At 63.9% G+C, this 13,279-nt stretch carries 16 protein-coding genes; 9 read left to right on the top strand and 7 right to left on the bottom strand.

From position 1 onward, the window contains the following. Positions 1-16: 16 nt before the first annotated feature. Positions 17-229, bottom strand: a complete 213-nt coding sequence (locus ACLEJU_RS11755; RefSeq protein ID WP_435423522.1) for a DUF1289 domain-containing protein — start codon at positions 227-229, stop codon at positions 17-19. 1 nt (position 230) lies between these two features. Next, positions 231-563 (bottom strand): iron donor protein CyaY, encoded by a 333-nt coding sequence (gene cyaY / locus ACLEJU_RS11750; protein WP_435423523.1) that lies wholly within the window; start codon positions 561-563, stop codon positions 231-233. A 218-nt stretch (positions 564-781) separates the two neighbouring features. Between cyaY and lptM the strand changes: the two genes are divergently transcribed. Genes lptM through ACLEJU_RS11720 form a run of 6 tightly spaced genes read left to right on the top strand, consistent with a single transcriptional unit; the run spans position 782 to position 5,386 of the window. After that, a complete protein-coding gene (lptM, locus tag ACLEJU_RS11745; RefSeq protein ID WP_060507625.1) occupies positions 782-985 on the top strand; it encodes an LPS translocon maturation chaperone LptM in 204 nt (67 codons plus the stop codon). Between the two features lie 9 nt (positions 986-994). Continuing rightward, entirely contained in the window at positions 995-2,242 is a 1,248-nt protein-coding gene (lysA, locus tag ACLEJU_RS11740; protein ID WP_110637924.1) for a diaminopimelate decarboxylase, read from the top strand. A gap of 4 nt (positions 2,243-2,246) precedes the next feature. Beyond that, positions 2,247-3,077: a diaminopimelate epimerase gene (dapF, locus tag ACLEJU_RS11735; RefSeq protein ID WP_110637925.1), complete on the top strand. Its 831-nt coding sequence runs from the start codon at positions 2,247-2,249 to the stop codon at positions 3,075-3,077. Positions 3,078-3,090: 13 nt separating this feature from the next. Further along, complete coding sequence (locus ACLEJU_RS11730; protein ID WP_435423524.1) at positions 3,091-3,795, top strand: DUF484 family protein; 705 nt, start codon at positions 3,091-3,093, stop codon at positions 3,793-3,795. Then, positions 3,795-4,694, top strand: coding sequence for a tyrosine recombinase XerC (xerC, locus tag ACLEJU_RS11725; RefSeq protein ID WP_435423525.1), 900 nt, complete (start codon positions 3,795-3,797; stop codon positions 4,692-4,694). The genes ACLEJU_RS11730 and xerC overlap by 1 nt, the downstream gene beginning before the upstream one ends. Continuing rightward, positions 4,691-5,386, top strand: a complete 696-nt coding sequence (locus ACLEJU_RS11720; protein WP_435423526.1) for an HAD family hydrolase — start codon at positions 4,691-4,693, stop codon at positions 5,384-5,386. Before xerC ends, ACLEJU_RS11720 begins: the two co-directional genes overlap by 4 nt. Positions 5,387-5,440: 54 nt before the next feature. On the opposite strand, the gene sutA is transcribed toward ACLEJU_RS11720, so the two are convergent. The 3 genes from sutA to glnK form a co-directional block, all read right to left on the bottom strand. Next, positions 5,441-5,770, bottom strand: coding sequence for a transcriptional regulator SutA (gene sutA / locus ACLEJU_RS11715; protein WP_056794110.1), 330 nt, complete (start codon positions 5,768-5,770; stop codon positions 5,441-5,443). A 428-nt stretch (positions 5,771-6,198) separates the two neighbouring features. Then, positions 6,199-7,533, bottom strand: coding sequence for an ammonium transporter (locus tag ACLEJU_RS11710; protein WP_435423527.1), 1,335 nt, complete (start codon positions 7,531-7,533; stop codon positions 6,199-6,201). 47 nt (positions 7,534-7,580) lie between these two features. Beyond that, a complete protein-coding gene (glnK, locus tag ACLEJU_RS11705; protein WP_002555808.1) occupies positions 7,581-7,919 on the bottom strand; it encodes a P-II family nitrogen regulator in 339 nt (112 codons plus the stop codon). A gap of 376 nt (positions 7,920-8,295) precedes the next feature. On the opposite strand from glnK, the gene ACLEJU_RS11700 reads away from it, so the two are divergent. Together ACLEJU_RS11700 and ACLEJU_RS11695 are read left to right on the top strand one after the other, a co-directional pair. Beyond that, a complete protein-coding gene (locus ACLEJU_RS11700; RefSeq protein WP_008091866.1) occupies positions 8,296-8,559 on the top strand; it encodes an accessory factor UbiK family protein in 264 nt (87 codons plus the stop codon). Positions 8,560-8,581: 22 nt separating this feature from the next. Further along, on the top strand, positions 8,582-9,010 hold the full coding sequence (locus ACLEJU_RS11695) for a TOBE domain-containing protein (protein ID WP_435423528.1): 429 nt from the start codon (positions 8,582-8,584) through the stop codon (positions 9,008-9,010). A 34-nt stretch (positions 9,011-9,044) separates the two neighbouring features. Here ACLEJU_RS11695 and ACLEJU_RS11690 read toward each other — a convergent pair whose 3' ends face one another. Further along, on the bottom strand, positions 9,045-11,057 hold the full coding sequence (locus tag ACLEJU_RS11690) for a DUF4034 domain-containing protein (protein WP_435423529.1): 2,013 nt from the start codon (positions 11,055-11,057) through the stop codon (positions 9,045-9,047). A gap of 256 nt (positions 11,058-11,313) precedes the next feature. On the opposite strand from ACLEJU_RS11690, the gene ACLEJU_RS11685 reads away from it, so the two are divergent. Beyond that, the gene (locus ACLEJU_RS11685) at positions 11,314-12,804 is read left to right on the top strand and encodes a YifB family Mg chelatase-like AAA ATPase (protein WP_435423530.1); all 1,491 of its coding nucleotides are present in this window, start codon (positions 11,314-11,316) and stop codon (positions 12,802-12,804) included. Positions 12,805-12,835: 31 nt separating this feature from the next. On the opposite strand, the gene ACLEJU_RS11680 is transcribed toward ACLEJU_RS11685, so the two are convergent. Then, positions 12,836-13,264 carry a DoxX family protein gene (locus ACLEJU_RS11680; protein WP_435423531.1) on the bottom strand — a complete coding sequence of 143 codons (429 nt, stop codon included), beginning with the start codon at positions 13,262-13,264 and terminating at the stop codon, positions 12,836-12,838. Positions 13,265-13,279 lie beyond the last annotated feature (15 nt).

Below are 13,279 nucleotides of genomic sequence, written 5' to 3'. Positions count from 1 at the left end.
ACAGCCGGGCAAATACTCAAGCCCGTGCGCGCAGGGCCTCGGCTTCGCGGCAGATCTGCCGGCGCCGTTCGTCGTCGGCCGAGCGCCATTCGCGGATGTGTTCGACGTGCCGGTGGCAACCGGTGCATACCCGCTGCTCATCCAGCCGGCAAACGCTGATGCAGGGTGAAGGCACCGCCGGGCTGACATTGCTGTACAGCGGCTTGGGTGGCCGCGGCTGGGTGCTCATGTCAGATCTCGTCGAAGTCCAGCTTCTCGCCGGCCCGCTCCCAGACGATGCGCTCGAGCATCTCACCCAGCAGCTCTTCGCTCTTCTCGCACACCCACTTGCCGTTCTCTTCGTCGTAGTCGAAGTGGAAGCCGCCGGAACGGTCGGCCAGCCACAGCTGGCGCAGCGGCTCCTGGCGACTGAAGATCAGCTGGGCGCCGCCTTCGAACTTGACGGTCAGCACGCCGGCGGAATTTTCCATGTCCAGGTCCAGGCCGCTCTCGTCGAACAGGTCTTCCAGTGCCTGTTGGGTCGCGTCGACCAGATCATGGAAACGCGCTTCGCTCAAACTCATTGCAGGAACCTCGAAATTGGCTGCTTTACGGGCAAGCCGGGCAAGATACGGGCGCCGAGCCATGAATGCAAAGGTTTAGCCGCTGCCGGCACGGGCCCATTACCGGCGGCGATAACCCCTAAGCATAGCCCGCCCGACGGACCGGCTCTTGCATAGGCAATCCGCCGGTCGCTCGGTATACTCGGGCGCAATACTGCATATTTCAAAGGATTTCACCCATGAAGCGCCTGATTTCCTCGCTCGCGGCGCTGGTCGCGGTTGCCTGCCTCGTTTCGGCCTGCGGTCAGAAGGGCCCCCTGTACCTGCCAGAAGACGGCAAGGACGGCAAAGGCCCGAAAAAGACGCACCAGCACCAGCACGCTCCAGCGGTCCAGCCGCAAGAAGAGCAGCCAATCCAGCCCGAGCAGACGCCAGAGCAGTAAGGAATTCAGATGAACGCTTTCAACTACCGCGACGGGGAACTGTTCGCGGAAGGCGTGGCCCTGTCGGCCATCGCCGAACGTTTCGGCACCCCGACCTACGTGTACTCGCGCGCTCACATCGAAGCCCAGTACCGCAGCTATACCGATGCCCTGCAAGGCACCGAGCACCTGGTCTGCTTCGCCGTCAAGGCCAACTCCAACCTGGGCGTGCTGAACGTCCTGGCGCGCCTGGGCGCAGGCTTCGACATCGTTTCCGGCGGTGAGCTGGAGCGCGTGCTGGCCGCTGGCGGGCGCGCCGATCGCGTGGTGTTCTCCGGCGTCGGCAAGACCCGCGAAGACATGCGCCGCGCCCTGGAAGTCGGTGTGCACTGCTTCAACGTCGAATCCACCGACGAGCTCGAGCGCCTGCAAGTGGTGGCCGCCGAGATGGGCAAGGTTGCGCCGATCTCACTGCGCGTGAACCCGGACGTCGATGCCGGCACCCACCCGTACATTTCCACCGGGCTCAAAGAGAACAAGTTCGGCATCGCCATCGCCGACGCCGAAGCCATCTACGTGCGCGCCGCACAGCTGCCGAACCTGGACGTCGTCGGTGTCGACTGCCACATCGGCTCGCAGCTGACCACCGTCGACCCGTTCCTCGATGCCCTCGACCGCCTGCTGGCCCTGGTCGACCGCCTGGCCGAGTGCGGCATCCACCTGCGCCACCTGGACCTGGGCGGCGGTGTTGGCGTGCGCTATCGCGACGAAGAGCCGCCACTGGTCGCCGACTACATCAAGGCCATCCGCGAGCGCGTCGGCACCCGTGACCTGGCCCTGGTGTTCGAGCCTGGCCGCTACATCGTGGCCAACGCCGGTGCCCTGCTGACCCGCGTGGAATACCTCAAGCACACCGAACACAAAGACTTCGCCATCATCGACGCGGCGATGAACGACCTGATCCGCCCGGCCCTGTACCAGGCCTGGATGGGTGTCAGCGCGGTCACGCCGCGGGCGGGCGAAGGCCGTGCCTACGACCTGGTCGGCCCGATCTGCGAAACCGGCGACTTCCTCGCCAAGGACCGCGTGCTGAACCTGGCCGAGGGTGACCTGCTGGCCGTGCAGTCGGCGGGCGCCTATGGTTTCGTCATGAGCTCGAACTACAACACCCGTGGCCGTTGCGCGGAAATCCTGGTCGACGGCGACCAGGCTTTCGAAGTCCGCCGCCGCGAGACCATCGCCGAACTGTACGCTGGCGAAAGCCTGCTGCCGGAGTGAGCCCATGCTGCTGCGCTTTACCAAGATGCATGGGCTGGGCAACGACTTCATGGTCCTCGACCTGGTCAGCCAGCACGCGCACATCCAGCCCAAGCACGCCAAGCAATGGGGCGACCGCCACACCGGCATCGGCTTCGACCAGCTGCTGATCGTCGAGGCGCCGAGCAATCCGGAAGTAGACTTCCGCTACCGGATCTTCAACGCTGACGGTTCCGAGGTCGAGCAGTGCGGCAATGGTGCGCGCTGCTTCGCCCGCTTCGTGCTGGACAAGCGCCTGACCGCGAAGAAGCGCATCCGCGTGGAAACCAAGGGCGGCATCATCGAGCTGGACGTGCAGAACGACGGCCAGGTGTGTGTCGACATGGGCCCGCCGCGCTTTGTCCCGGCAGACATCCCGTTCATTGCCGACGAACAGGCGTTGAACTACCCGCTGGAGGTCGACGGCCAGGTGCATTCGATTGCCGCCGTGTCCATGGGCAACCCGCATGCCGTGCTGCGCGTCGATGACGTGCACACCGCGCCGGTCCATGAACTGGGCCCGAAAATCGAAAACCACCCGCGCTTTCCGCAGCGGGTGAATGCCGGTTTCCTCCAGGTCATCGACCGCCATCGCGCCAACCTGCGAGTGTGGGAGCGTGGCGCCGGCGAGACTCAGGCCTGTGGCACCGGCGCTTGCGCCGCGGCCGTGGCCGCCATCAGCCAGGGCTGGATGGACTCCCCGGTGACCCTCGACCTGCCGGGTGGCCGCCTGAACATAGAATGGGCCGGCCCCGGCAAGCCCGTGTTGATGACCGGCCCAGCCGTACGCGTCTTCGAAGGACAGGTTCGTCTCTAAGCGAGTAACCGCAATGACCGATCAGCGAGTACCCCAGCAGCCCGATGAGCTCGATGCCGAAACGGTGGTCGCCTACCTGCGCGCCCACCCCACCTTCTTCGCCGAGCACGACGAGTTGCTGATCGAGCAACGCATCCCCCACCAGCGCGGCGACAGCGTGTCGCTGGTGGAACGCCAGCTCAAGCTGCTGCGCGACCGCAACATCGAGATGCGCCATCGCCTGTCGCAACTGATGGACGTGGCCCGTGACAACGACCGGCTGTTCGACAAGACCCGCCGGCTGATCCTCGACCTGCTCGATGCCGGCAGCCTGGAAGAAGTGGTGATGGCCGTCGAAGACAGCCTGCGCCAGGAATTCCAGGTGCCTTTCGTCAGCCTGATCCTGTTCGGCGACAATGCAGCACCCGTCGGCCGCTGGGTGAGCAATGCCGAAGCTCAGCAAGCCATCGGTGGCCTGCTCGGCGGCGGCAAGACGGTCAGCGGCAACCTGCGCGAGCACGAACTGGCCTTCCTGTTCGGCAAGGAGCAGCAGCAGGAAGTCGGCTCCAGTGCGGTTGCCGCCCTCGAATACCAGGGGCTGCATGGCGTGCTGGCAATCGGCAGTCGCGACCCGCAGCACTACAAGAGCAGCGTCGGCACCTTGTTCCTCGGCTATATCGCCGAAGTGCTCGGCCGCGTGGTGCCACGCGTGACCCAGACCCTGCGTTCGGTGCGCTGATGGAACGCCAGCTGGAGGCTTATTGCGCACACCTGCGCAACGAGCGCCAGGTGTCGGAACACACCCTGCTGGCCTACCGCCGCGACCTCGACAAGGTCATCGAATACTGCAACAGCCAAGGCATCGCTGGCTGGGGTGCGCTGCAGATCCAGCAACTGCGCCAGCTGGTCGCCCGTCAGCACCACCAGGGGCAGTCCTCGCGCAGCCTCGCGCGGTTGCTGTCGGCGGTGCGCGGCCTGTACCGCTACCTCAACCGCGAAGGTCTGTGCCAACACGATCCGGCCAGCGGCCTGAGCGCGCCCAAGGGCGAACGCCGGCTGCCCAAGGTGCTGGACACCGACCGCGCCCTGCAGCTGCTCGATGGCGGCGTCGACGATGACTTCATCGCCCGCCGCGACCAGGCCATCCTCGAACTGTTCTATTCCTCCGGCCTGCGCCTGTCCGAGCTGAACAATCTCGACCTCGAGCAGCTCGACCTGGCCGCCGGCCTGGTGCAGGTGCTCGGCAAGGGCAGCAAGACCCGGGTGCTACCGGTTGGCCGCAAGGCCCGAGAGGCCCTGCAGGCCTGGTTCAAGCTGCGCGGCATCGGCGGCCCACGTGACAGCGCGGTGTTCATCACCCGCCAAGGCAATCGCATGAGCCCACGGGCCATCCAGCTGCGAGTCAAGGCCGCTGGTGAACGCGAGCTGGGCCAGCACCTGCACCCGCACATGCTTCGCCATTCCTTCGCCAGCCATGTGCTGGAATCGTCCCAGGACCTGCGCGCGGTGCAGGAAATGCTCGGCCATGCCGACATCAGCACCACGCAGATCTACACCCACCTGGACTTCCAGCACCTGGCCGCGGTGTACGACAGCGCCCACCCTCGGGCCAAACGCAGCAAAGGCACAGACTCATGAGCATCAAGCTGATCACCTTCGACCTCGACGACACCCTGTGGGACACCGCGCCCGTGATTGCCAGCGCCGAGGTCGTGCTGCGCGACTGGCTCGAAGCCAACGCACCGATTCTTGGGGGCGTGCCGGTGGAACACCTGTTCGCCATCCGCGAGCGCCTGGTGCAGGCCGAACCAGGCCTCAAGCACCGCATCAGTGCCCTGCGCCGACGTGTGCTGTTCCACGCCCTGGAGGAAGTCGGCTACAGCGAGAAGCAGGCGCAGGAACTGGCCAACGAGGGCTTTGAAGTGTTCCTGCATGCCCGCCACCAGGTCGAAGTGTTCCCCGAAGTGCAGCCGGTGCTGGAGATCCTGCGCCATCACTACACCCTGGGCGTGGTCACCAACGGCAACGCCGATATTCGCCGCCTGGGGCTGGCAGATTACTTCCGCTTTGCCCTGTGCGCGGAGGATCTGGGCATTGGCAAGCCGGACCCGGCGCCGTTCATGGAAGCACTCAAGCGTGGCGAAGCTGATGCCAGTGCAGCGGTGCATATCGGTGATCACCCGGGCGACGACATTGCCGGGGCCCAGCGCGCCGGATTGCGCGCGGTGTGGTTCAACCCGCTAGGCAAAGCCTGGGCTGGCGATCAGGCGCCGGATGCAGAGATTCAGCGGCTGTCCCAGTTGCCAGACGTCCTGGCGCGCTGGCGCTGACAGACAGGCACAAAAAAGCCCGCAGCGACGGCGGGCTCTTTTGCATTCAGCCACTCAGATAGGGCGGCTGCCGTACTTGTTGTCCGGCTTCTTGGGCGGGTCGGCGACCACGTTGGCCTCGACTTCCTGCACCTTGCCACCGCGCGAAAGGAATTCTTCCATCGCCTTGGCCAGGGCATCACGCTCCTTCTGCTTGGCTTCCATGCTCGGCATCTCGTCTACCGAGACAGCGGCCTTGGATTTGCCCTTGGCAGTCGGTGCCGGGCTGCTGTCGTCATCGCCAGCATCTTCCGCACCATCGTCAGCCGCCGCTTCGAGGCCTTCATCAGCCTCGTCTTCGTCGCCTACTTCGAGGTCATCATTTTCCAGATCGTCGTCGCTCATGTTCTACCTCATGACTTGCGAAAAGCAGGTTAGTTATAGACCAGTGCAGCCGTAGACCGGCAGCCACCAGTGAAAATTCAACTGGCCGTGGGTTAGGCCACTGCCCTTGGGTCGGCGCTCCTGATGGGAAGCGACACCCAGCACGCCCTGCTCCTGGCAGGACCTGACAAATCCTTGAAGCCTGCTGGCCACACGCTATTGGCAAGCCTAGCAAAGGCTGGTAAAGCGTGCGGACTACTCGTCAAACACCCTTTGGCGCGCATTCTAGCGCGCTCGTGGAAAAAGCAAAGCACCATAAACGCCCCAAGACTTGTAAGTTTTTGGCCTACGTCGCGAACGTGAGTGATAAACCGTTTGCACTGCGGGAAATGGCAAAAAACTGGCAAAAAAATGCCCGGCGAACCGGGCAAGTTTTTCCAGCGTCGCGGTTACAGGTTGTAGCCGCGTTCGTTGTGTTGAGCCAGGTCGAGGCCGACCGACTCTTCTTCTTCATTGACCCGCAGGCCCATCACCACATCCAGCACCTTCAGGATCACGTAAGTGACGATGGCGGTGTAGACCACGGTGAAGATCACGCCCTTGGCCTGAATCCAGATCTGGGCACCGATGTCGGTGACCGCGCCGAAGCCGCCCAGCGCCGGTGCCGCGAACACGCCGGTGAGGATGGCACCGATGATGCCACCGACGCCGTGCACGCCGAAGGCGTCGAGGGAGTCGTCATAACCCAGCTTGCGCTTGAGGGTGGTGGCGCAGAAGTAGCAGATCACGCCGGAGGCCAGGCCGATCACCAAGGCGCCCATAGGGCCCACGGTACCGGCAGCCGGGGTGATGGCGACCAGGCCAGCCACCACACCCGAGGCGATGCCCAGGGCACTTGGCTTGCCGTGGAAGATCCACTCGGCGAACATCCAGCCCAGCGCTGCGGCGGCGGTGGCGATCTGGGTCACCAGCATGGCCATGCCCGCAGTGCCGTTGGCGGCAGCGGCGGAGCCGGCGTTGAAGCCGAACCAGCCGATCCACAGCATCGCCGCGCCCATCAGGGTGTAGCCCAGGTTGTGCGGGGCCATCGGGGTGGTCGGGTAGCCTTTGCGCTTGCCCAGCACCAGGCAGCAGACCAGGCCTGCGATACCGGCGTTGATGTGCACCACGGTGCCGCCAGCGAAGTCGAGCACGCCCCAGTCCCACAGCAGCGCGCCGTCACCGCTCCAGACCATGTGCGCGATCGGTGCGTAGACCAGGGTGAACCAGATGCCCATGAACACCAGCATCGCGGAGAACTTCATGCGCTCGGCGAAGGCACCGACGATCAGCGCCGGAGTGATGATGGCGAAGGTCATCTGGAAGGTGACGAACACTGCCTCGGGGAACAGCGCGGTAGCCGAGGTCAGGTTGGCCGGGGTGACGCCGCTCAGGAACGCCTTGGAGAACCCGCCGACGAAGGAATTGAAGTTGAGCACGCCTTTTTCCATACCGGTGGTATCGAAGGCCATGCTGTAGCCGTAGATGACCCAGAGAATGCTGATCAGGCCGGTGATGGCGAAGCACTGCATCATCACCGACAGTACGTTCTTGGAACGCACCATGCCGCCGTAGAACAGGGCCAGGCCCGGAATGGTCATGAACAGCACCAGCGCTGTCGAGGTGAGCATCCAGGCGGTGTCGCCGGAGTTCAGCGCTGGGGCAGCTGCTTCCTCTGCCAGGGCAAGCCCGGGCATTACGAGGGACAATAGGGCTCCTAGCCCTGCGATCTTACGCAGAGTCATGTTGTTTTCTCCTGGGGCGTTGGGTTTGGTGAGGCTTTTTTCGGCGCTTAGATCGCGTCGGTATCGGTTTCGCCGGTACGGATGCGGATCGCCTGCTCCAAATTCACCACGAAGATCTTGCCGTCACCGATCTTGCCGGTGTTGGCTGCCTTGGTGATGGCTTCAATCACTCGATCAAGGTCCTTGTCGTCGATGGCGACGTCGATCTTCACTTTGGGCAGGAAGTCGACCACGTATTCCGCGCCGCGATACAGCTCGGTGTGGCCCTTCTGCCGGCCGAAACCTTTGACTTCGGTGACGGTAATGCCCTGCACGCCGATTTCCGACAGCGACTCGCGCACGTCGTCCAGCTTGAACGGCTTGATGATGGCTGTGACTAGCTTCATGAAACTCTCTCCCGATTTGGTGGACTTGCCCCAGGAAAACAAACCCGTCTCAAGTCTAAGCGCAGCGGTTGGCTTTGTAACGCGTCGTCGGCATCCGGCTCCGCGTGCGCACTGCCTGGTCACAAGGAACTGCATCAGTGCATGGCTCGTTCAGGTCTTTGCAGAAACCTTGCCAGTTCCGTTAAACCACAGAAAAACAGTGAGTTATATGAATCACTCGGGATTGGCCAGTCGCCAGCACGGCAAACATGCACAACTTCGGTGCAGGCAGGCCCGGCGAGTTGCTCAAAAAGCGTGCAATGGCCTGAGGCCAATGGCGCAGGTTTGCCCCGTGCTACACTGCAGGCCATTTCTCAGTATCAGTGGACAGCCACCCATGCTCGCGCCTAAAGCCCTTCTCGACGCCCTGAGCGACCAAGCCTCGCGCCTGTTCAGCAGCGATACCGCCCAGCCCCGCGCGGAACTGGAAAGCCAGTTCAAGGTGCTGATGCAAGGCGCCTTCAGCAAGCTGGACCTGGTCAGCCGTGAAGAATTCGACAGCCAGATGGTCGTGCTGGCGCGCACCCGCGCCCGCCTCGAGGCCCTGGAGAAGCAGGTCGCCGAGCTGGAAGCGCGGATGGCGCCAGCGGCGCAGGAATAACAATCGATAAGGCATACTCACCATGAAAGTCAGTGCCCGTAACGTTTTCGAAGGCAAGGTCAGCAATGTTCACCCAGGCGCGGTCAATGCCGAAGTCGAGCTGACCCTGGCTGGCGGCGAGAAGCTGGTTGCCGTGGTCACCATGGCCAGCCTGCACAACCTCAACATCAATGTCGGCAAACAGGCCGTGGCCCTGGTCAAGGCACCTTGGGTGGTGCTGATGACCGATGCCGACGGCTACAAGCTGTCGGCACGCAATGCCCTGGAAGGTGAAGTGGTACGCGTGGGCGACGGTGCAGTGAATGCCGAAGTGGTTCTCAAGCTGGCTGGCGGCACCGAAGTGTTCTCCATCGTCACTCGCGAAGCGGTACAGGAGCTTGGCCTGGCCCCCGGCGTGAAGGCCACCGCGCTGATCAAAGCGTCGCACATCATCCTCGGCGCCAAGCCATAAAAGCTCTGGGGCCGCTTTGCGGCCCCGACTCTATTCAGGCTGAAGCCCTGTGCTGGCCGGCGGCCTTGGGCGGTAGCTCGCTGGCATGCAAGTCGCCACGGAACAACGCCGCCCCACACACCGTGAACAACGTCTTCACCCGGCTGTGCGAATTGCGGATCTCGGCCTGAATTTCCACGATGAGCGGATCGCTCGACTGCAGCGCAACGGCACGATTGGCCCATTCGATTGCCGCAAAGCGGCTCTGTTTGCGCGTGCCGCTGCCCTGCATCCAGGCCAGCCCGAGTTCCGCACAGGCACGCGCGGCGGTCCAGGCATCGGGGTGCTCGGCCAGCCCCAACAGATAGTCGACCGCCTCGACTCGCTCCCGCGCATCACCGTACTGGCGGAGCAGGATGCCTAACTGCAACTGCGCCTTGGCATGGATGTTCAGATCGCCCAGTGCGTCGAGTAGCAGCCGCTTGACCGCCAGCACTGCCTTGCGGTCCTCCAGCCCTTGTGGGGCGCTCATGCGTTGGCGGGCCAGATCGAACTTGGCCAGTGGATGACCAGACTCCACCGCACGCAACAGCCAGTGCTCGGCAGCCTTGCCGCTCAGGTAGTGCGCGGGGGTGTTGTCCAGCCAGCCACGGTGCAGATCGTACAGCGCAATGGCAGCACCCGGCAGTTTCAACTCCGCGCAGGCTTCGTACAGGAAGTGCGCAGCCTCATGCAGGTTGGCAGCCCAGAGCAGCCGCGGTACGTCGAGCACATCGAAGCCCTGCCCCTCTCGCCCGCACTGGCGCTTGACCGCCATGCGCAACCAGGTGCGTGCCTGCTCGGCAGATGGCCCAAAGCCCCACAAGCCGAACTGGTGCCCCGCAGCGCGTAGAGCGCAGGCCGCCGCCTGTCGACGGTCATCGCACAGCCGCTCGATGACGGTGCGCAATACCTGTGAATCGTCCTCGGCCTCATTGAACAGCACCAGGCAGACAAGGCTATGGAAGGGCTCGCCAATGGCCGGGACAAAGCCGTGGTCTGGGTAGAGCGCGACGCTGTCGGCAAAGTCGCGCATCGCACCGGCGTAATCACGCATCGAATAGCGCCGCAACGCGCCACGCCGGGCCAGCAGCGTAGCGCGCTCCTTGGGCCTGAGTTCGCGCTGTGCCCACTGGGCAAAGGTTCTCTGCCAGGCCGCGACCTGAGGCAGTTGCTTGGCATGCGGCAGCCAGAATGTCTCTTCCAGGGCCAGCCAGCGGATCGCATTGCGCTGTGCTTCAGGCCAACCCTGGCACAGCGGGCCGCTGACCAGTGCATCGACCGCCTCATCGCTGCCGCCCCAACGTGGCGTCAGGCAAGCAGCATAGGCCTCGATCGCCTCGAAGCAGCCGGGAAACCACGCCAACGCATGGCGCAGCCAGTAATCCCGGGCACTCTCGCCCTGCGCATGCAAACGCGCGCTCAACCTTACGGGCAATGTCTGCGGTAGCTCCAGCAACGGTGTCAGGCCGAATTTGACCAACAATGGCGCGGCGGCCTCCTGCACCTCCACATCAGCATGCGCGCTGGGCCGATAGCGCGCCATCTGGCCATCGAACAGTTCGACCAGCCAGCCCGGCTCGCGCAACTGCGAGCTGATCAGCAACATGCCGATGGCTGCAGCAACAGGCTGTGCGCCATGTTCCATGGCCAGCAGAAAATGCGCTGCGCCCTTTTCACAAGCCTGTTCGGCAGCCAGCCAGCGTTCTTCGGACACATCATGGGGGCCGGCCTGGCCACGAATCTTGCAGGCATGGTTGAAGCAGTGAAAACCCATCACCACATGCGGGTGATAAGCCTTGGGGCAGGCGTCGACCCAGGCCTTGAGGGTGTGCGTCAGGGCTTTACCGCCCAGGGTGTCCCAATCAAGCATGTAACCTTGCAGGGCCTCCAGGTAGGCGGGGCACTCACCGGGGGGCGCTTGCTGCCACAGCGCCTGGAGCGCATCGAAGAGGCGGCTGAGTTCGGCGTATTCATTGGCCTGCACCCGTTCTCGGATCTGCTGGCGGGTGCGAATGAGCGTTTGCACGGGCAGTACCTTAAGTCCATTTCAGGGTCGCGTTGCCATCCCATGGCAACAACAGTCGCTCTTGAACACTAAGCCATAGCCGGGTTCTTCGCAAAGATATTGGATCCAGTATTTGTCAAAGGATGTGAAAAAACAGGGGAAAAACCTGATGTGCAAAATAAAGTCGCATTTTTCTTGCGCCTGTCTCGCTGAAACTCACTAGGCTTCGACACGCCGCAGGAAGCGGCTCTGGATCAAAGTAACAAACGGAGCGTCCATGTCCCTCGCCCTCGTTCACAGCCGTGCCCAGGTCGGCGTGCAGGCCCCGGCGGTCAGCGTCGAAACGCACCTGGCCAACGGCCTGCCCCACCTCACCCTGGTCGGCCTGCCGGAAACCACGGTCAAGGAAAGCAAGGACCGTGTGCGCAGCGCCATCGTCAATTCCGGGCTGAACTACCCGCAGCGGCGCATTACCCAGAACCTAGCACCGGCCGACCTGCCCAAGGACGGCGGGCGTTATGACCTGGCCATCGCCCTGGGCATCCTCGCCGCCGATGGCCAGGTGCCGTTGCCCGCCCTGGCTGAAATGGAATGCCTGGGCGAGCTGGCCCTATCGGGCAAATTGCGCCCGGTGCAGGGCGTGTTGCCAGCGGCGCTGGCGGCGCGCGAGGCTGGCCGGGCATTGGTGGTGCCGCGGGAAAATGCCGAAGAAGCCAGCCTGGCGGGCGGGCTGGTGGTGTATGCAGTGGGGCACCTGCTGGAATTGGTGGCGCATCTGAACGGGCAGGTGCCACTGGCTCGGTTTGCTGCCAATGGCCTGGTCCTGAAGCAACAGCCTTATCCGGACCTCAGCGAGGTACAAGGCCAGATCGCGGCCAAGCGGGCATTGCTGCTGGCCGCTGCCGGAGCACATAACCTGCTGTTCACCGGGCCGCCCGGCACGGGCAAGACGCTACTCGCCAGCCGCCTGCCCGGCCTGCTACCGCCACTGGATGAGCATGAGGCGCTGGAAGTGGCGGCGATCCAGTCGGTCAGTGGTCACACGCCGTTGAGCAGCTGGCCACAGCGCCCGTTTCGCCACCCGCACCATTCGGCCTCGGGGCCGGCGCTGGTAGGCGGCGGCAGCCGGCCGCAGCCAGGCGAGATCACCCTTGCGCACCATGGCGTGCTGTTTCTCGACGAGCTGCCAGAGTTTGAACGGCGCGTACTGGAAGTGCTGCGCGAGCCGCTAGAGTCGGGCGAGATCGTGATTGCGCGGGCGCGCGACAAGGTGCGTTTCCCGGCGCGCTTCCAGCTGGTGGCAGCGATGAACCCGTGCCCTTGCGGCTACCTGGGCGACCCCACCGGTCGCTGCCGCTGCAGCACCGAGCAGATCGCACGGTATCGCAACAAGCTGTCAGGCCCATTGCTGGACCGCATCGACTTGCACCTGACCGTGGCACGTGAGACCACCACGCTCAACAACCAGCCCAGTGGGGAGACCAGCGCCGATGTGGCAGTGGAGGTGGCCCAGGCTCGGGAGCTGCAGCAGCGGCGGCAAGGCTGTGCCAATGCGTTTCTGAATCTGGAGGGTTTGCGCAGCCATTGTCAGCTAGCAGCGGCGGACCAGGCTTGGCTGGAGAGTGCCTGCGAGCGGCTTACGCTTTCTTTGCGGGCGGCACATCGGTTGTTGAAGGTGGCGCGGACCTTGGCAGATCTGGAAGGTAGCCAGGCGATCAGCCGGGGGCATCTGGCCGAGGCTTTACAGTACCGACCGGGCAGCAGCTAGAGCTTGGGCTGATTTGCAACCCCTGGATCCATCAGGAAAACCTGCTTCGGCCGATCAACCCGGAGACCGAGTACAGCCCAGGCCCAGTCAACGCCAGCCCGCCATAAAGCGCCACCAGCAACCAGGCAAACTGGCCCTGCTCCAGCGACCAGTCCGGGTGCACCACCACCAGCGCCACCAGCAACACTGCCAGCACCGGCAGGCAGGCCAACCGCGCTGCCACGCCCAGCACCAGCAACACCGGGCAGACCACTTCGGCAAACACAGCCAGGCCCAAGGTCAGGGGCGCTCCCAGGCCAAAAGGATCTTCGATGCGCTGCAACTCCCCGCTCCAGTCCAGCAGCTTGGGCAACCCGTGGATGGAAAACAGCAGTACCGCAGCCATCAGCCGCATGAACAGCAGGCCACTGGCGATAAGGGTTGACGACCGGGGAGCATGAAAGGTCTTGAGGTGCGGCATGGCAAAGGTCTCGTG

Source organism: Pseudomonas sp. SMN11, assembly GCF_052041945.1.
Lineage (GTDB): Bacteria > Pseudomonadota > Gammaproteobacteria > Pseudomonadales > Pseudomonadaceae > Aquipseudomonas.
The sequence above is the reverse complement of the archived record's forward strand: the minus strand, read 5'-3'. Positions and strand labels throughout refer to the sequence as shown.